The organism is Paenibacillus lacisediminis (assembly GCF_046567315.2).
Genome location: NZ_JBKIAX020000018.1, coordinates 1 through 18,386 on the forward strand (window position 1 = coordinate 1; position 18,386 = coordinate 18,386).

At 44.2% G+C, this 18,386-nt stretch carries 16 protein-coding genes; 13 read left to right on the forward strand and 3 right to left on the reverse strand.

The features are described from left to right. Positions 1 to 203 precede the first annotated feature (203 nt). The 3 genes from ACLD72_RS25905 (at position 204) to ACLD72_RS25915 (ending at position 3,442) form a co-directional block, all read left to right on the forward strand. Positions 204 to 815, forward strand: coding sequence for a DUF4352 domain-containing protein (locus tag ACLD72_RS25905; RefSeq protein WP_411001523.1), 612 nt, complete (start codon positions 204 to 206; stop codon positions 813 to 815). Between the two features lie 249 nt (positions 816 to 1,064). Continuing rightward, entirely contained in the window at positions 1,065 to 1,844 is a 780-nt protein-coding gene (locus ACLD72_RS25910; RefSeq protein ID WP_411001522.1) for a sensor domain-containing protein, read from the forward strand. Between the two features lie 392 nt (positions 1,845 to 2,236). Next, complete coding sequence (locus ACLD72_RS25915) at positions 2,237 to 3,442, forward strand: SEC-C metal-binding domain-containing protein (RefSeq protein ID WP_411001521.1); 1,206 nt, start codon at positions 2,237 to 2,239, stop codon at positions 3,440 to 3,442. Between the two features lie 482 nt (positions 3,443 to 3,924). Here the strand turns inward: ACLD72_RS25915 and ACLD72_RS25920 are convergent, their stop codons facing one another. Continuing rightward, positions 3,925 to 4,230 carry a hypothetical protein gene (locus tag ACLD72_RS25920; RefSeq protein ID WP_328269539.1) on the reverse strand — a complete coding sequence of 102 codons (306 nt, stop codon included), beginning with the start codon at positions 4,228 to 4,230 and terminating at the stop codon, positions 3,925 to 3,927. Between the two features lie 188 nt (positions 4,231 to 4,418). Here ACLD72_RS25920 and ACLD72_RS25925 point away from each other — a divergent pair, with 188 nt between their 5' ends. Together ACLD72_RS25925 and ACLD72_RS25930 are read left to right on the forward strand one after the other, a co-directional pair. Then, the gene (locus tag ACLD72_RS25925; RefSeq protein ID WP_411001520.1) at positions 4,419 to 5,579 is read left to right on the forward strand and encodes a cobalamin-independent methionine synthase II family protein; all 1,161 of its coding nucleotides are present in this window, start codon (positions 4,419 to 4,421) and stop codon (positions 5,577 to 5,579) included. A gap of 176 nt (positions 5,580 to 5,755) precedes the next feature. Then, the gene (locus tag ACLD72_RS25930) at positions 5,756 to 6,127 is read left to right on the forward strand and encodes a hypothetical protein (RefSeq protein ID WP_411001519.1); all 372 of its coding nucleotides are present in this window, start codon (positions 5,756 to 5,758) and stop codon (positions 6,125 to 6,127) included. A gap of 154 nt (positions 6,128 to 6,281) precedes the next feature. Here the strand turns inward: ACLD72_RS25930 and ACLD72_RS25935 are convergent, their stop codons facing one another. Continuing rightward, a complete protein-coding gene (locus tag ACLD72_RS25935) occupies positions 6,282 to 7,271 on the reverse strand; it encodes a zinc-binding dehydrogenase (protein ID WP_411001518.1) in 990 nt (329 codons plus the stop codon). 133 nt (positions 7,272 to 7,404) lie between these two features. Between ACLD72_RS25935 and ACLD72_RS25940 the strand changes: the two genes are divergently transcribed. Beyond that, the gene (locus ACLD72_RS25940; RefSeq protein WP_411001517.1) at positions 7,405 to 8,262 is read left to right on the forward strand and encodes a LysR family transcriptional regulator; all 858 of its coding nucleotides are present in this window, start codon (positions 7,405 to 7,407) and stop codon (positions 8,260 to 8,262) included. 267 nt (positions 8,263 to 8,529) lie between these two features. Beyond that, the gene (locus ACLD72_RS25945) at positions 8,530 to 10,746 is read left to right on the forward strand and encodes a pectate lyase family protein (RefSeq protein WP_411001516.1); all 2,217 of its coding nucleotides are present in this window, start codon (positions 8,530 to 8,532) and stop codon (positions 10,744 to 10,746) included. A gap of 130 nt (positions 10,747 to 10,876) precedes the next feature. Here the strand turns inward: ACLD72_RS25945 and ACLD72_RS25950 are convergent, their stop codons facing one another. Next, positions 10,877 to 11,272 (reverse strand): VOC family protein, encoded by a 396-nt coding sequence (locus ACLD72_RS25950; RefSeq protein ID WP_411001515.1) that lies wholly within the window; start codon positions 11,270 to 11,272, stop codon positions 10,877 to 10,879. 190 nt (positions 11,273 to 11,462) lie between these two features. Between ACLD72_RS25950 and ACLD72_RS25955 the strand changes: the two genes are divergently transcribed. The 6 genes from ACLD72_RS25955 (at position 11,463) to ACLD72_RS25980 (ending at position 18,370) form a co-directional block, all read left to right on the forward strand. Continuing rightward, positions 11,463 to 11,975, forward strand: coding sequence for a PadR family transcriptional regulator (locus tag ACLD72_RS25955; protein WP_411001514.1), 513 nt, complete (start codon positions 11,463 to 11,465; stop codon positions 11,973 to 11,975). Between the two features lie 17 nt (positions 11,976 to 11,992). Further along, entirely contained in the window at positions 11,993 to 13,363 is a 1,371-nt protein-coding gene (locus ACLD72_RS25960; RefSeq protein WP_411001513.1) for an NAD(P)H-dependent oxidoreductase, read from the forward strand. Between the two features lie 26 nt (positions 13,364 to 13,389). Beyond that, the gene (locus ACLD72_RS25965; RefSeq protein WP_411001512.1) at positions 13,390 to 13,956 is read left to right on the forward strand and encodes a flavodoxin family protein; all 567 of its coding nucleotides are present in this window, start codon (positions 13,390 to 13,392) and stop codon (positions 13,954 to 13,956) included. A gap of 189 nt (positions 13,957 to 14,145) precedes the next feature. After that, positions 14,146 to 16,008 carry a beta-glucoside-specific PTS transporter subunit IIABC gene (locus ACLD72_RS25970; protein WP_411001511.1) on the forward strand — a complete coding sequence of 621 codons (1,863 nt, stop codon included), beginning with the start codon at positions 14,146 to 14,148 and terminating at the stop codon, positions 16,006 to 16,008. A 19-nt stretch (positions 16,009 to 16,027) separates the two neighbouring features. After that, positions 16,028 to 17,488 (forward strand): glycoside hydrolase family 1 protein, encoded by a 1,461-nt coding sequence (locus ACLD72_RS25975; RefSeq protein WP_411001510.1) that lies wholly within the window; start codon positions 16,028 to 16,030, stop codon positions 17,486 to 17,488. A gap of 33 nt (positions 17,489 to 17,521) precedes the next feature. Next, positions 17,522 to 18,370, forward strand: coding sequence for a PRD domain-containing protein (locus ACLD72_RS25980; protein ID WP_411001531.1), 849 nt, complete (start codon positions 17,522 to 17,524; stop codon positions 18,368 to 18,370). Positions 18,371 to 18,386 lie beyond the last annotated feature (16 nt).

Consider the following 18,386-nt stretch of genomic DNA (forward strand, 5'->3'; position numbering starts at 1 on the left):
TGCCACACTTCCACATTAGGAGAATTTTTTTTACTTGGGAAGACCAAATCCTGGAAAGTGCTTGAACTTTTTCGTTCCCTTTAATTCCTAACGTTTCATGTTAGATTTTACGCATGGCTAGTGCAGAGTATTGAAAAAAATGAAACCTAAGAACCAAAAAACTCGTAATATGTGGTAATATGTAGAAAAGGGGGAGTAGAGTTTTGAGAAAAACTAGTTTGGGAATTTTACTTTTGGCAATGTTATTACTGGTTACTGCATGTGGAGGTGCTGCGCCTACATCAACGGGAACGCAGAATGCTAATACTTCTGCAAAGGATCAAGGCACTGCAGAGAACGTAAATAATGAGCAAAAAGGTGACGCTGATACATCAGAACCGGCTAAGGAGCCTGAAGAGCCGAAAGAGGTTGTTTACAAAGTAGGGGACAAGTTCAATTTGGGCAATTGGGAAGTTGTGCTGGACTCCTTTGAATTCAATCAAAAAGTCAGTGATGAGTACTTTTCTTCTAGTGCTGACGAGGGCAATAAGTTTTTAATTTTAAATTATACGGTTTCCAATGAAGGAACGGAAGCAGACAACTTTACGTCAATGATTGGCGGAGTCGAAATGAAGGCAATATTTAAGGACAAATATGAGTATACATATACGATCACGATGATAGATAAGGACCTTAGCAATGAAAGTATTAAGCCACTATCTTCAAAGAGCGGATTTGTTGTAATGGAAGTTCCTGACGAAGTAGCTAAATCAGAAGATGGATTGATTCTAAACCTGGCAAAAGATAAAGACAAGGCCACTATTAATTTAAGATAGCCGAAGTTGCCACTATTATGAAAGAAACCGCAAGCGTAAGGGATTTCTCCCCGGGGCTTGCGGTTTTTTGGAGTTCCATCGTTTTAAGGAAACCTGCATCCCTCTTTCGTTCGTTAGTGAATCTACCCCCAACCCTAGCCTAAAGTCCAGGTTCAGACACCCCCTAAGACGGTTATGCCGGGCAAATAAGGTAGTTATAATGGGGTTATAACTCAGAGCGTGACTTATGAAGCCAAAGGAGTGTTTGAATTGAAGGCAGTAGAAGCGACGACAATGGCGCGGGCGGGTAAGGTGAATTGGGTGCTTTTTAATCCTAAAACCTATGCGACGATTCTCTATTTATTGCTGTCCCTCCCGTTAGGGATAATCTATTTGACACTAGCGATCACGGGGCTTGCCCTATCCATCGGTTTGACTCCGATATTTATCGGGATACCGCTGTTTTTTGGAATAGCTAAGCTGTTGAATGGGATTGTAAATTTTGAACAAAGCCTAATTCGGCATATTTTAGGTTTACCGGTCCCTCCTGTTTCGGTTCCAAACCATCTACAGTCTGAAGTTGGGCAGAATTGGTTGAAGCGAATGGTGAAGGGGTTTGACGGTGGACTATTCATTAGAAATCTGATGCTCGTATTACTAAGATTTATAACAGGTATTGTCTTCTTCGTTGTGATGGTGACGGTAATTGCACTAGGACTCGGACTTATTGCTCTTCCCGTCGTGCATATCATTTTGATGAATGAGATGCAACTGGATATTCTAGAGAATAACTTGTTTCGTTATTTTCATATCGATTGGACCTATAATCAGCAATATCTGCTATACGTAGGCGTTGGTCTTGTACTTTTTTGGATTGCGCTTCGCGTCGTGAATGGGCTCATGCAAATTCAGCGTAGAATCATGTATGTGGACGAGTCCTATCAGCCGTCGCCAATGCCAGTTGAAGCACAATTCCATGCGCCCGATCAGTTGCATTATGATGCGTATCATGGAGATCAGCCCACGCAAGAGAAGGTGTGGCTCGCTTAAAGAGAGCTTTAGAAGCTAGTAATAAGACTCAACGAGTTCTGTCACGATGACAGGACTCATTTTTCTATTACATGCTGCAGCCGCGCCGCTGTATCCGCTCAATATGGATGGATGTGAACTTGGATATCAAACTTGCTTGCGGTAAGTGACCGTTACCTTAGATGTGCTATAATCATATGTAGACAACAGATCGATTTCTATCTGGAAGTGTGGGATGGCGCTGTTGACTTCCATTTGAGGAGACGTCCTTATGAATAGGCAAGAGTTGCGCTTTTGAGCGACACTACACCACCCATTATGTGGCGAACAGGCATAAAATGCCGCCGCAGTTGCCGGCGGCTCTAGGGAACCTGCAGCAAAATGACGATTTATGATAAGAAAGGGAAGTGTTTATGTTCCATCCTGAACAAGTAAAGAGTTATATCTTGCATCCGGAGCATATTGTAAGCAATACCGCTCTTAAATATTTTGAAGACAGCTTTTTATATGAAAATGATACTGCTTTAATGCCGCTTTTGTTAGAAAAACTGAAGCAATCTAAGCAGGCCCAAATTCATTTGTTCCGTGGATATAAGTTCCCGCAAACCGAAGAGACGATCCGCGAGTTGCTGGCATTGTGTCAGTCAACGGCATACGATGATAATACGAAATTCCACTTGAAGAATATGTTGTATCATAGCGATCCCCAGTTGTTGGACCCCTTTGTGGAGTTCATCGATAAAGATCCGCTTTGGAAAAAACGGGTGCAGCAAAAGCGCAATCTTTCGATTATGGACGATCAGGAACTAGTAAGCGCCTTCCAATTGTTTATTGAGCAAACCACCGATAAATTTGTAAATGAGTTTGATACAACGTATGGTGACGAAATCGTGAATGAGTTGTCTCGTCGGACGTGTATCGATCCCGATGCTGTACTGCAGAAGCTGGATGCTTATAATCCGGATGACTTAAGTTATGAAACCGCCTATTTTGTTCAGCTGGCGGGTGCAATGAAGCTGGAAGCGGCCATTCCTTTGCTGTGCGGTTTATTGGGAGCGGAGGATGATTGGCTTCCAGAGAAGGCTGTAGAGGCGCTTGTTCATATCGGGACAACCTCGGTTGTGACGACGCTGGCCGACCGGTATTTTGCTGCTAACGGGGAATATTTCCGGTTGTATGCTTCCGATGTGTTCGGTAAAATCAAGCTGCCCGCCTCGGAAGAGGCATTGCTAACGCTGCTGCCGGAAGAACAGAATCTTACCTATGCGACCAGGTTGGCGGATGGTCTATGCGAGCTAGGATCAAGCAAGGGCCTTCCGTTAGTCCAGGCGATGGTGGAAGGAGGTTACGACCGGGGACTAATGAGCCTTACGGAGTCGATTTATGCTTACTGCGTAATCTCAAACACGCCGCATCCTTCATTACCGCAATGGAAGAAGGAGCTTGATATGGAAGAAGCGCGGCTGGCCAGGCGTAAGAAGGAACTGGAACAAATGTTCACCATCCCCGGACTCCAAGGTGGTCTGAACACACCTTATACTAATCCGAATAAAGTAGGACGCAACGACCCCTGTCCTTGCGGAAGCGGGAAGAAGTACAAGAAATGCTGCGGTGCGTAGGCGGATACTAATCGAACCTATGGAGATGCGAATTGGAGGAAACATCCAAGTAAAATAGTTCCCTGTGGCGAATTATGGATTTGCCAAGCCGTGGTTCGCCTCCATATGCAGTATTAGAAAAGCGACCTTAACAGGTCGCTATTTTCTACTCTAAAAACATGTAAATGACACAATGCTTCTTAGATCTACTCCAGAAAACACCCATCTTCGACCGGTCCATCTAAAACCTGCAACGGATGTACGCCCTACAAAGGTTGGGAAGAACCAGAATGCGCTCCCATTTCTCAGCCACACAAATGTGTTGCGAAATAAACAACCGGAAATAGCTCCGGGGTCGATGGCGAATGCTGTAGCAGCGGGCTGCGGTGGTGTGAATGCTGGAGGAGGGGAGGATGGTGGCCGTTGTGTTCCTTGGGGTCCAAAAGGCGGCGTAAAAGCCATAAGATTTCACTCCTTAATTAGAAGGTTAGGCTTGATCAGGCCTATAATAATGAAATGGCGAGTAAGTTGAACAGCACCAGGGGTAAAACGGAATCATTGTAGAAACCAGGAACAAAACCTCGACTAGTCTCATGGCTGGGTAGTCTTAAGTAAAGAATCCCCCTTTCGCATTGGATAAGCAACCCTTCAAACACATCGCCATCTACGGTCTCCACTCGAACAAGTGTATTAACATGGTTGTTACATATATTTGCTATATGATCTTGAATGGATTTTAAGTTATGCATAGTAATTGGATCCATTCGATACAGTGTTTGTTCTTTTTGCCCCTGCTGTTGCAAGTTCATGGTCGTGACCTCCTTTTAGATTCATTCATTTTCTCCATCGTATGCAGAAGCCTATAGGGGTGTGATTACCCGTTATAGCTTTTAGCTATAGCTAGTTATGACTTTTGAGTGTTACGTACAAAATCCTCTTCCATGCTACAATCAAAGCATTACGATTTAACATGAGACAGATCGAGGAGGTTTTTTGGATGAGCAGTAAATTCCAAATCGTAGGTAGCTTGTTGCGACCGTCTGAACTATTAAAATACAAAACACAAATAGAACATCGTGATGATATCAGCTATCCATTTTATCAAGATTTTGAGGGATATGAACAGTGTGAAACGGAGGCAATTCAGGCTGTCATTGAAAAAGAAATCGAGCATGATTTGTCAATTATTACTGATGGTGAATATTCTAAATCCATGTGGCATCTGGATTTTGTTTGGGGATTTCAAGGAATTAACCGCTATATTGCGGATCATGGATATTTTTTCCGTGACGTTGATGGAAGTTCGAAATATGAGACACGAAAAGATATTGGTTTGCGCATTACAGGTGAATTGAGCGGAAAGAACCATCACTTCATTGGAATATTCAAAAAATTCCAAGCTCTTGCTGGCGACCGTGAAACGAAGCTGTGCGTACCTTCTCCATCACATATTTTTGGTGAGTTGTCCTGGTCGGATAACATTGGCGGCAAAGATGCGGTTTATAAAAATAGACATGAGCTTAAAAATGGCCTCGTCAAGGCATATAAGGAATTTGTTGAGGAATTTGCTGCTGCTGGCGGGAAAATTCTGCAATTTGACGATTGCTTATGGGAACTGTTTGCGGATGACAACCCGAATTCTCCGTATACCGGTGAAAATATCAACCAAGAGGAAGTACAAGCTCTTGCTACAGAATTTATCGACATTAACAATACATTGATTGATTTTGGCCATAGTTTAGGGTTGAAAATGTGGACGCACAACTGCCGTGGCAACTATGATTCCCGTAATATGGGGGGCGGCTCCTATGTGAAAATTGCTAATCTGTTCTTGAAGCAGCTTAAATATGACCGTTTCTTCCTTGAATGGGATGATGAACGTGCAGGTTCACTTGAGGCGCTTGCAGTCTTCAAGGATAAGCCGGAAACGGAAATTGTACTTGGCTTGTTGTCATCTAAAACGAATACGCTTGACGATGAAGAGCGTGTATTTAGATTGCTTGATGAAGCATCGAGCATTATAGACAAGGATAGATTGTTGCTATCCCATCAATGTGGATTTGCCTCTTGTGATGGTGGTAATGAATTAACCGAGGCTGAGCAGTGGGCAAAAATTAATCAAGGACAAAGAATTGCCCAGCAATATTGGAACAAATAATGTTTGTCGTTAGAAGCCTGTGTGGCGTTGCCTTCGGACAGGGGTTCTTCTTGGTTCTAAGCATGACCGTTTCTTATGGTTATGCTTTTTGTATGATATAATATTTTGCAAAAAGCAGATGATAACGATTGAGTAGGGGTACTAGTAGGAATATTGTCATTATAAGGGGGGAATATATGACCTTCACTTGTGTTCTTTGTAACGGTGATTTAAAGAAAGATGAAGTTGGTATTTACTGTTTTGATTGTGGAGAAGAATACGTTATGGTTGATTCTTTAGAGAAACTCAAAAAGTGTGTTCTTCCTAATGAAAGTATTGACTATATACATACTACCAGAATTGGTAGATTTCCTTGTAACATGAGTCCTGTTATAGTTCAAAAGTGTAAACTCAAAAAATACAAAGTAAGGTCAGCTGAAGAAAGAGCGAAGTTAGATGCAAGAAATGAGCAGGCACGTCAAAAACGTGCAGAAAAACGGCCCCTTCCCGAATTCTCCAAATTGCTGACCTCCCATAAGAACATCAAGCTACCTCGTCAAACAACCTAAGCATCACGCGGCGGCGAATTGTGGTTTTGAATAGCCACGTTTCGCCTCTACCATGTAAATCCACAACCGCATGGGGTTGTGGATTTTTGCTGTGGGAGAACAGAAAACAAGCCAGATGACCTCGACGAATGTGACGATACAGGACGCGTGTGACTCAATCTATTCTTATTCCAATATTACCGAATTGATCCCCCTGTTGCATTCGCTGAAAGGCGCGAAAGGTGTCTTGTAAAGGATACACACTATCAATGATAGGGCGTATCGAGTGAAGTTCCATAAATTGAAGCATAGCCATAAACTCTTCGCTGCTGCCCATTGAGGTGCCGATGATACTGATTTGGGGGTAAAATATGGACCGTACCGCTAATTCCACTCGGTCACCTGAGCTTGCGCCAAACGTGACGATCCGGCCATTCGGCTTAATGATATCAAAGTACTGTTGGAACGTAGCCGGCCCGATGCTGTCCAGGATGAGATCCACTTTTTCGCCTTTCATACTTTCCTTCCAATCACTATGACTGTCAAAGGCATGATCTGCCCCAAGTGCAAGAGCGGCTTGCCTTTTTGTTTGACTGCGTGATGTGACACTGACGCGTGCACCCGCCGCTGAAGCCATAAGCATGGCATAGGTTGCCACACCGCCACCAATCCCTGGAATAAGGATATGTTCGCCTCGCTGTAAGCGGCCTCTCGTGAACAAAGCCCGATAGGCCGTCAAGGCAGACAAGGGCAACACCCCAGCTTCTTCCCAAGACAAGTAAGCGGGTTTGCGGACGGCATTTTGTTCATGGATGATGATAGACTCGGCGAGTGTACCATTCGAAGGACCGCCTACTATAGCTGGAACGGTCGGGACATTGTGGGTGAATTCCCATCCGATACACGGATTAATGATTACATCGGAACCTACTGTAAGGTTCGTTACGCCTTCACCTACCGCTTCAATTCTTCCCGCGCCGTCAGAACCCATAATCAAGGGAGCATCCTCATTTGTTCGATCCGCCATGAGAAATAAGTCTCGATGATTCAACCCTGCAGTTTTCAGCTTTACTTTTACTTCACCGCAGCCTGGCTGTTTGTCAATAACATCATCATATGTCAAACCCTTTAAGCCGTTCATCCCAGCATGTACGATTGCTTTCATCCTTAATCCTCCAGTAATTCGTATTTTGATAAATCTATATATTTTGAATTGTACAGAGTGGGAATCATACAGTAAAATGAACAAAACCGAATGTGAGTATCATAACTGATCATACCAAGCAGGTGACATAGAAATGGAAAGCGGAGACTTAAGAATATTTCAAGCTGTAGCTCGAGAGGGGAGCATAACCAAGGCTGCGCAAATGTTGAACTACGTACAGTCTAGTGTGACGACTCGTATTCAGTACCTTGAGGCTCAACTGAGAATCCCTCTTTTTCGGCGATCCAATCGAGGGATGACGCTAACTCCGGCTGGCGAGAATTTACTGGGATATGCGGATAAAATACTGACTCTGCTGGACGAAGCTGTGAAAACTACACAATACTCCGACCATCCTGCAGGGCCTCTTCGGATAGGTTCTATTGAAACGGCTGCAGCCATTCATCTGATCCCTCTATTAGCCGAATATCGATTACAATACCCGGATGTGAATTTATCGCTCACTACGGGTGTTACACATGCTCTCGTGCAAAAAGTGTTGAATTACGAGCTTGATGGAGCGTTTGTCTATGGTCCGGTTGACGATCCGGATATAGAACATGCAGCGGCCTTCGAAGAGGAGTTGGTGCTGATCTCGGAGCCGGGAAAAAGCGACTTGCACGAGTTGCTTTCGAAGCCGATGTTGTTTTTCGATGTTGGTTGTACGCATCGGGCAAAAGCAGAGAGCTTTCTGAGAGAGACTGGTCTGACCACCTATCAGATTATGGAGTTTGGAACATTAGCAGTTATTCTAGATGGGGTTTCCGCGGGGCTCGGCGTGTCTATGTTGCCACGATCGTCGATTGCTAAAGCGGAAGAGGCAGGCAAAATCGCTTTCCACAGTTTACCTGAAGAGTACCGAAATTTGGAGGTATGGTTTGTGTATAGACATGGCTCAATATACTCTAGTGCGTTGTCAAGATTAATACAATTTATTGAAACGAAGCAGTAATAGTTAACCCACAACGATCAATAGCGCCTAGTGTACCAAAATTGAGAAAGCAGCTGTCGCAGAGTCTCCTCTGTGATGGCAGCTTTTTATAGTTTCTTTTCCAATTAAACCCAGGAAATATTTTGGAACACATGCTACAATTTAGGATGTTGAAAGGAGGCGGATATTGACGAAAGCTGACGAATTAGTTTGAATGAATTGATTACACGGGGGAGGCGAATTATTAAGAAACTTGACGGTAACAAATCAAATTTGGGAGGATTATAAATGAAGAATCGGGCTACAAAAGTATTGAGTATGGTTTTATTTTTTTCTCTTGCCATATCTTTAATATCGGGAGGACTGCAAAATACTAAAACTTATGCTGCCGGTCTTTCGATCATCGGCGGTGGAGGCTGGAATGAAACGGCGTATGTAGAATGGTCTCCTGTTAGCAATGCGGAAGGATATAATGTATATGTTAAACCTGAAAGTGCAGCGGATTCTTCCTATCAACAAATTGACAATGAATTGATCCGTAAATACCCTTCCTATTGGAGAGCTGATGCTGTTGGTCTTGCAGCCGGAGATTATGTAATGAAAGTTGAAGCCAAGCTAACGGACGGTTCAAAAGTTAGTGCTGTTTCCAATGAGCTATCCGTAGCGTCACATGATAGATCGGGGTTTGCTTTCTCAACAGATTCGCAATATGGCACAGGCTCAGGTGCGTATAATGATGATGGAACACTAAAGAGTGGTGCCCAAGTTCTTTACGTAACATCCGAGACCGCACAAACCGTGACCCTTGATGTGAAAATCAATAGCTCAGGCCGTGTTCAAACCGGTGTTGGTCTTGGTGAGATTTTGGCTCTAAGACAAAAAGGCTATGATACGACCCCGCTTGCCATCCGATTTATTGGAAAAGTTACGGATGATGACATGAAAGGACAACTAAATAGCAGCGGCTATCTTCAAGTAAAAGGCAAAAAAAATTATGCGGAAATGAATATGACGGTTGAGGGGATCGGAGACGACGCTTATGCTTACGGATGGGGCATACTGCTTAGATATACCGGAAATGTGGAAGTAAGAAACCTGGGGCTGATGTTGTTCCCTGACGACGGGATTTCGTTGGATACAGGCAATGCCAATGTTTGGGTGCATAACAATGATTTATTCTATGGAACTGCAGGTGGAGATGCTGACCAAGCAAAAGGCGATGGTTCCACAGACCTTAAAAAGGGATCGACAAATATTACGATCTCGTATAATCACTACTGGGATTCAGGAAAAGCCGCTCTGGTCGGCTTGAGTGAATCGGCGGAATTTTTTGTCACCTTCCATCATAACTGGTTTGATCATTCAGACTCTCGTCATCCGCGGATCAGAGTGGCATCCGTTCATATCTATAATAACTTCTATGATGGAGTCTCAAAATATGGTGTCGGGGTTACAACGGGAGCTTCGGCCTTTGTTGAATCCAATTATTTTAGACATGCTAAATATCCCATGTTGAGTTCCTTGCAAGGTACGGATGCTTTAGGGGAAGGTATATTTTCAGGCGAAACCGGCGGTGTGATCAAGGCCTACAACAATAGTATAGTTGATGCGGCCAGTCTGATTTATGCCAACTCCAATAACGGGACAGCTGCGGCAAATGAAAAATCATTTGATGCGTACTTAGCTTCGTCGAGAAATGAAACCGTACCAGGCTCCTACAAAGCATTAAAAGGTGGAACAGCTTATAACAACTTTGATACAAGCGTCGATACGGGAGTAAATGTTGCAGACATCGATGACGCAAGCGATGTTGAACAAATGGTTACTGCCAAAGCGGGGCGCTTGAATAACGGTGACTTTACATGGAAATTTGATAATTCCGTGGATGACACGTCGCATGCGCTCAATTCAGCTCTAATGGCCAAAATAAGAAGCTACACAACTCAACTTGTATCTGTAGGGGGAAATTCAACTTCACCGGAACCGACACCAGAGCCCACGCCAGAACCAACACCAACACCGGAACCAACACCAACACCGGAACCAACACCAACACCGGAACCTACGCCAGAGCCGACACCAGAGCCGACACCAGAGCCGACACCAGAACCCACACCAACGCCAGAACCTACACCCGAGCCAACACCGACACCCGTTCCGGAACCAACAACTGGAGAACAAGTTCATAACTTTACCGTAGCTGGAACCGACAGTAACTTCTTTGATATTGAAGGGAATCTTTCGGCAAGCAAGGGAACTGTGGAGTATAATGGTCTGACTCTAACTCATTGTTTAAAAATCGAGACCTCAACCCGTATTGGTTTCACTACTACGGAAGATTCAACATTAACGTTAGTGTTTAATTCAGCAGACGGAAAGAAGATCAAGATCGATGGAAACAGTTATCCGATCACTGATGGTATTGTCAGCGTATCACTTGCTCCTGGCGCACATACCATTACAAAAGATAATCCTGTAAATCTTTACTACATGGAATTGAAATAGATGATCTGATGTTTTATGTGACCAGTTGCCGGAATTAAACCGGCTACTGGTTTTTTAGTTTTGTTTAAATATGAATTGATTGTAGCCGACCGCATAAGATTCATGATCGAGGGGCCCGCTTATCAACGCTCTATTTTGCATTCTTATCCGGCTGATGAACACCAAAAATATTCCCCTCAGTGTCAATATAATACCCCTGCCACGCCATTCCTGGTAGTGCATACTTTGGCAATGCGACCTTGCCTCCAAGATTAAGAACTTTTGCTTCAGTAGCATCATAGTCCTCTACTCCCATAGTACATGCATAACCATTCATAGCCTGACCGGGTTGGGGAGAAGCACCTTGACGTTGCATCAAAGCCCCGTTGATTCCGGGTTCATTTGCATCGCCTGTCACAGCTCCGAAATAAGGCATTCCAGCATAACCGCTCCAATCCTCAAATGTCCAGCCAAATACCTCACCATAAAATTTCCTAGCACGTTCCATGTCATCTACATGAATTTCGAAATGAACTAGTCGGGCCATGATTTCCTCCTATGTTTTGACTTCCTGCATGGTTATTAATTATACTTTCCTTTTTCGCTAAATATATAAAAATTTAATTAAAAATTCTTCAATCCTTGCAGCTGCCAAAGTAAGATATTGACAAAGTTAATATGTCGGAATATTATATACCTAAACAACATATATCTAAACAACATATGTGGAGGATCAAATGTTAGAGAACATTATCTTAGGCTTTTTAATGTACGGTGAAATGAGTGGTTATGACCTAAAGCAGCGTATGGTAAAGAGTACATCAAACTTTTTTGATGCAAGCTTTGGAACTATTTATACTGCGCTAAAAAGAATGGAGGTTAAGGGCGCCATAAGTTCACGCGAGGTTGTTGATGGAGGGAAGTTAAAAAAGTTGTATTCCATAAGTGAGAATGGAAAATCTGAATTTATGAATTGGCTGGAACAGCCGGTAGAGTTTACAAGGACAAAACCCGACCATCTCATCAAGGTTTTCTTTTTGGGATTTCTGCCCAAGGATAAGGCCATAGAGAAGCTGAGAGCCTTTATCGAAGAGGTTGAGAAAGTCTACCTTAGTCTAAAAAAACATGAAAACCAAGTAAAGGAGGTGTATGATACTTATCAGTTTTCTACGTTGGTTTTCGGAATTAACTATTATAAATACGTAATTGACTGGAGCAATAATCTGTTGAGCGACTTGGAGAATAGATAAACAAAGAGGTGTGCGATGTGAAGATTGTGGTATTGAATGGAAGTCCCAAGGGCGATGATAGTGTAACTGTACATTACGTAAAATATATTGAGAAGAAATTTCCGCAACATGAATTTACTTACTTGAATATAGCACATTCTATAAAAAAGCTTGAAAATAAATTAACATTTTTTGATGAGGTTATTGAGAGTGTGAAAAGTGCTGATGGAGTAATATGGGCATTCCCTCTATATTTTTGCCTGGTGCATTCGAATTACAAACGCTTTATCGAATTAATCTGGGAGAGGGGCGTGCAGGAGACGTTCAGGGGTAAGTATGCTGCATCTATTGTTACATCCCTGCATTTTCATGATAACACTGCAATAAGTTATATTCATTCGATATGTGATGATTTGGGAATGAGGTATATTGATTTCTTCTCTGCTCATATGAATGATTTGACAAAAGAAGCGGTGCGAAATAGCTTGATCCTTTTTGCGGAAAACTATTTTGAAAGTATAGATAAAAAAATAAAGACATTGAGAACGTACATGCCAATTGAGTACAACATAGGAGAATATATACCTTCGGAAGTGAACTCTACAGTAGAAAAGGAAGGACAAAAAATTGTTATAGTAACCGATTCCGTTGATCAGACGAAAAATATCGGTAGAATGGTTGAGCGTTTCAGAAAGCTTACTCAAGCAGAACTAATTGACATATCTACAATAGACATAAAGGGTGGCTGTGCAGGATGCATTAAGTGCGGATTTGATAATCAATGTATGTACGAAAAAAGTGACGACGTCCAAAAGATATACGAAAAAATAAGGGGGTTTGACATCATTGTCTTTGCGGGGGCCATGAAGGACAGATATTTATCTGCCAGATGGAAAATGTTTATTGATCGCAGCTTTTTTCGAACTCACCAGCCCCAGTTTATAGGCAAGCAAATGGGATATCTGATTTCCGGGCATTTACGCCAGAACAACAATTTAAGCGAGATTCTGCATGCGATCACAGAGTATGATGGAGCGAATCTTGTGGGAATTCTTACAGATGAGTACGAAAATTCAAAAGAAATCAATGCAATGATGGAAGCCTTCGCACAAAACCTTGTTCAATTCTCTATTAAGCATTACATCAGGCCTCAGACCTTTCTCGGGATTGGTGGTATGAAAATACTCAGGGATGATATATGGGGGAACCTCAGATTTGTATTTCAAGGCGATCATAGATATTACAAAAAGCATGGATTGTACGATTTTCCCCAAAAAAAGTATGGGATGAGAATGGTTAATTCCATAATGATGATTCTAACAAAGCTGCCGCCAGTAAAGAAAACCATTCGACAAAACATCAAGAGGTTTATGGTCATCCCCCATAAAAATGTCTTGAAGAATAAGTAATCTGATATCGTTGAAGGGAGATCTTTATGAATATACTAACCATTTCAGGGAGTCCCAAAAAAAGTGGCAAAACTATGAAGACACTTAACATGCTTGAAGAAAATCTCATCTGTCAAGGACATGAAGTGCAAAGGATACAGATTAGTACACATCATATAAAGGGATGCATCGGGTGTTACTCCTGCATGGCAAATAACGATGGACCTAGCTGTATTTTAAAAGATGATGCAAAATCTATATTCGAGCGAATGATAACTGCGGACGCCATTGTATATGCTTCACCAATATATTTTTTTGATTTTACCTCCCAGTTTAAAACCTTTCTGGATAGGCATTATTGCCTTACGAATGATTTCGGCACTCCTAACCAGACATCATTGCTTGCTGGCAAGAATGTTGCGCTTTTAATTACTTGCATGGGTTCGGAAGAAGGAAATGCAGACCTTGCTCAGGATATCTTTGACAGGTCCATAGGTGGTGTACTTCAGTGTAATATTGTTGGCAAGTACATCCTCCCATTGAGCGAGACACCTGATTTTAACTTGAGGGCTAAAGAAGCGGCTGATCAATTGGCAAAAGAAATTATCGCGTGAAGGTCCATGTTGACGCTTTCAAAATTATGATATATAATTCAAGTAATCAAATAAACCCATTAGACATGTGACTGGTAAAGCAGGCAGGATCTAAAATGACAAATCTTTTATTTGTCGTTTTAGGTCCTTTTTTATTTGCATAAAAGCCTGCCTCCTTTCACAAATTTACAAAAGGAAGGGGCATTGGACATGGATTACAAACATACCGCCGCAGAAGTTCTGAAGCATGTGGGCGGCAAGGAAAACATCGCCCATTTTGAACACTGCTCGACAAGATTGCGGTTTTCTCTGATCGACAACAGTAAAGCCGATGTCAAACGGCTCGAAAGCATTCCCGGCGTGATCGCCGTAAAAATGACCGGCCAGTGCCAGGTTGTCATTGGGAATGAAGTTGTTGAAGTTTATGATGCGGTCAACCAATTGCTGGGCTCGCCGAACCCGAACTCGGAATCCGCTGCTGCGGCATCCGAGGCTAAACCGAAAGAAAAGAGAAAGCTCGGCAGCGTTATTTTGGATTTTATAGTCGGTGTGTTTCAGCCGCTGATTCCGGCGATTGCCGGGGCCGGGATGTTAAAGTCGCTGTTGCTGCTGCTTGGGTTGATGAATGTTTTGGACCCGGACGGCCACACTTATAAAATCTTGGTGCAAATTGGCGACGCGGCTCTGTACTTTCTTCCATTACTAGTGGCCGTTACCACCGCCAACAAACTGAAAGTAAATACTTTGGTAGCCCTGGCTGCCGTCGGCGCTTTGCTTCTGCCGAACATGACGGCCATGCTCGGGGAAGGCGCCCAGTTGTTCGGCCTTCAGGTCAAAAGCATCGCCTATGCCTATCAGGTCTTTCCGGCGATTCTGACCGTATTGCTCTACGCTCAAATGGAGAAATGGTTTACGCGAATATCGCCGAAAGTGATCCGGATCTTTTTTGTCCCGATGATGTCGCTGCTTATTACCGTTCCGGTTTCGCTGCTCATTTTGGGCCCGCTCGGTTATACGCTCGGCGAAGGTTTCTCAGCCATCATTTTAGCCTTGTTCGCTAAGGTGGGCTGGATTGCCGTAGCGCTCTTGGCCGCCGTATTGCCGCTGATGGTATCCGTCGGCATGCACAAAGCGCTCATTCCTTACGCTCTCTCCGCGATGGGAAGCACCGGCAAGGAATTGCTCTATATGCCCGCTTCGCTGGCCCACAATATCGCCGAAAGCGGCGCCTGCTTCGCCGTTGCGGTGCGGACCAAGGATAAAGCGCTAAGAGCCACGGCCATCTCCGCGGGAATTTCCGCCTTATTCGGCATTACCGAACCGGCTTTGTACGGGGTCACTTTGCAAAATAAAAAAGTGCTCGGCAGCGTCATGTTCAGTTCGCTGATCGGCGGGGCGTTTACCGGCATCGTCGGCTTGCAGGCTTATGTGCTGGTCGGACCCGGATTAGCCAGTTTGTCCATGTTTATCTCGGAAGATTTGCCGCGGAATATCATCAATGCCGTCATCGCGCTCGTTATTTCCTTTGTGGTTGCCTTTGTGTCGGCTTTTATCCTTGGCAAGGACAACAAGGCCAAAGCGGAAGAGCGCCCAGCGGTTAACCAGCTTACCACGGTGAAAGAGTTCAAAAGCCCGGTGATCGGGGAAATGATTCCTTTGTCCGAAGTGAAGGATGAGGTCTTTTCCAGCAAAGCGATGGGCGAGGGGGTTGCGGTCATTCCCGCCAAAGGCGAATTGTACGCGCCCGTGGACGGCAAAATTGAAGTCATTTACAGCAGAAACCATGCCATTGCCATGAGTACGGCGAACGGCATCGAGATGTTGTTCCATGTAGGGATCGATACTGTCCAGTTGCGGGGCAAATATTTTGAACCCCAGGTAAAGGCTGGAGATGAAGTGAAAGCCGGCGATTTATTACTGAAGTTCGACCTTGAGAAGATTATTGAAGAAGGCTACGATCCGGTAACCATCGCCATCGTAACCAATAAGGACAAATACGCGGTAGAGGTTGCGGATTTGAAGCAGGTGAGCCGCCAGGATACTTTGATGGTTGTAACCGCTTTAGAAAATTAAACCAAGGGAGAGAATAGAAATGAGCAAAGGATTTCAGGAGAACTTTTTATGGGGCGGCGCCATTGCCGCCAATCAGGCGGAAGGTGCTTGGAACGTGGATGGGAAAGGTCCGTCCGTCGCTGACATAGCCATGTATAGACCGCATTTAAATGTTGAGGATTACGAAGCGCACCAGACCGTTACCACCGAAATGATCGAACGGGCGATGCAAGATCCGGACGTCAAAAAATATCCCAAACGCAGAGGAATCGATTTTTATCATCGGTATAAGGAGGATTTGGCGCTGTTTGCCGAAATGGGCTTCAAGGCGCTGCGCGTCTCGATCGCCTGGAGCCGGATTTTTCCGACCGGTGAAGAGAACGAGCCTAATGAATTGGGGCTGAAGTTTTACGACGGTTTGTTCACGGAAATGAAACGGCTTGGCATCGAACCGATCGTCACGCTTTCCCACTATGAAATGCCGCTTGCTTTGAGCGTCAAATACAACGGTTGGGCGGAGAGGAAGGTCATTGATTATTTCGTGAAATTCAGCAATGTCTGCTTCTCGCGTTATAAGGACCTGGTGAAATATTGGCTGACCTTTAACGAAATCGACAGCATCATCCGCCATCCTTTCACAACCGCGGGCATTGTCCCGGATCGTTGTCCGGAGGGCAAGGTGGAAGAAGTCATTTATCAGGCGCTTCATCACCAGTTTGTCGCCTCGGCGCTGGTGACGGCGGATTGCCACCGCATCATTCCGGGCAGCCAGGTAGGCTGCATGCTGACGATGCTGACGACCTATCCGAATACTTGCCATCCCAAAGATGTAGAAATTACGCTGATGAGGAATCTGCACACTTATTTTTACGCGGATGTGCAGGTATTTGGAGAATATCCGCCCCTGATCGAAACCATGCTTGAGCAGAAAAATATTCATCTGCAAATGGAACCGGGAGATAGGGAGATTTTGCGGAAGCACACGGTCGATTTTGTTTCTTTCAGTTACTATATGTCATTAACCGAGTCGGCCAAAGAGGGGCTGGAGCGAACGTCGGGCAATACGATCACAGGGGTGAAAAATCCTTATTTGCCCGTAACGGATTGGGGATGGCAGATCGACCCGGTGGGCCTGAAAATTTCCTTAATCGAGTTATACGACCGCTATAAAAAACCGCTGCTCATTGTGGAAAACGGCATGGGCGCCGTGGACCGGGTGGAAAGCGACGGCTCTATCCACGATGACTACCGGATCAATTATTTTAGGGAACACTTTAAACAAATGAAGGAAGCGGTGGAAGCCGGCGTTGACCTGTTTGGCTACACAAGCTGGGGACCGATTGATATCATCAGCGCTTCCACGTCCCAGATGTCCAAAAGATACGGCTTTATATATGTCGATCAGGATGACGAAGGAAACGGTACTTTGCAGCGCAGCCGGAAGGATTCTTTTTACTGGTACAAAAAAGTGATTGAAACCAATGGCGAGGATTTGGATTAATTCCCTATCTTTCGATAAGGAAGGTGACCCGTGGTGATCAAAATCAAAAAAGTGTTGAATTCCAGCGTAGTTTTGGTAGAGGATGAGCAGAACAAGGAATACATTCTGTTTGGCAAAGGCATCGGTTACGGCCAAAAAACGGGCAATATCGTCGAGGAGCATAAGGCCGATCAAATCTTCATGCCCGTCGAAAATGTCAAAGTCAAAGAGTATCTCGGTGTATTGGACGCCATTCCTCCGGTATACGTGGAACTGACTGGGCAGATTGTGGCTTACGCGGAAAAGAAGCTGCAAACCAAGCTCAACACGGGGATCTATTTTACCCTTATGGACCATTTGCATTTTGCGGTGGAACGGTTGTCTAAAGAAATCGCGATTTCCAACAAAGTGTTTTGGGAAATTAAAAATTACTATGCCGAGGAATTTGAGATCGGGCTGTTCGCTTTGAAACTGATCAAAGAAAAACTGCACATCGACATGCCCAAAGAGGAAGCGGCCAACATCGCTTTTCATTTGATCAATGCCCAAAGCGGGGAGAAGGAATCCAAGGACGGCATGAAGATGGCCAAAATGATCGGCAGCATCGTCAACCTGGTGAGATATTCGATGAATATTGATATGGATACGGAAAACGTTCATTATACCCGCTTTGTGACCCATGTGAAGTTCTTTGTGGAGCGGTTTTATACGGATAAAATGCTGGAGGACACGGACAACATCCTGTTTGAGCAAATCGCCAGCCTGTATCCGCAGGCGATGGACGGGGCTTTCAAGATCAAGGAGTATATTCACCAGGTATACGGAAAAACCATTCCAAACGAGGAGCTCACCTATCTCGCCGTGCATATTCACAGGCTGATCTCCTATAACCAGTTGGCTTAGACTAGATGGAGGATCT

Excerpts from the sequence above, each read along its gene's own strand:
- ACLD72_RS25915 (WP_411001521.1), top strand. The coding sequence starts at position 2,237 with ATGTTCCATCCTGAACAAGTAAAGAGTTATATCTTGCATCCGGAGCAT.
- ACLD72_RS25920 (WP_328269539.1), bottom strand. The coding sequence starts at position 4,230 with ATGAACTTGCAACAGCAGGGGCAAAAAGAACAAACACTGTATCGAATG.
- ACLD72_RS25925 (WP_411001520.1), top strand. The coding sequence starts at position 4,419 with ATGAGCAGTAAATTCCAAATCGTAGGTAGCTTGTTGCGACCGTCTGAA.
- ACLD72_RS25930 (WP_411001519.1), top strand. The coding sequence starts at position 5,756 with ATGACCTTCACTTGTGTTCTTTGTAACGGTGATTTAAAGAAAGATGAA.
- ACLD72_RS25935 (WP_411001518.1), bottom strand. The coding sequence starts at position 7,271 with ATGAAAGCAATCGTACATGCTGGGATGAACGGCTTAAAGGGTTTGACA.
- ACLD72_RS25940 (WP_411001517.1), top strand. The coding sequence starts at position 7,405 with ATGGAAAGCGGAGACTTAAGAATATTTCAAGCTGTAGCTCGAGAGGGG.
- ACLD72_RS25945 (WP_411001516.1), top strand. The coding sequence starts at position 8,530 with ATGAAGAATCGGGCTACAAAAGTATTGAGTATGGTTTTATTTTTTTCT.
- ACLD72_RS25950 (WP_411001515.1), bottom strand. The coding sequence starts at position 11,272 with ATGGCCCGACTAGTTCATTTCGAAATTCATGTAGATGACATGGAACGT.
- ACLD72_RS25955 (WP_411001514.1), top strand. The coding sequence starts at position 11,463 with ATGTTAGAGAACATTATCTTAGGCTTTTTAATGTACGGTGAAATGAGT.
- ACLD72_RS25965 (WP_411001512.1), top strand. The coding sequence starts at position 13,390 with ATGAATATACTAACCATTTCAGGGAGTCCCAAAAAAAGTGGCAAAACT.
- ACLD72_RS25970 (WP_411001511.1), top strand. The coding sequence starts at position 14,146 with ATGGATTACAAACATACCGCCGCAGAAGTTCTGAAGCATGTGGGCGGC.
- ACLD72_RS25975 (WP_411001510.1), top strand. The coding sequence starts at position 16,028 with ATGAGCAAAGGATTTCAGGAGAACTTTTTATGGGGCGGCGCCATTGCC.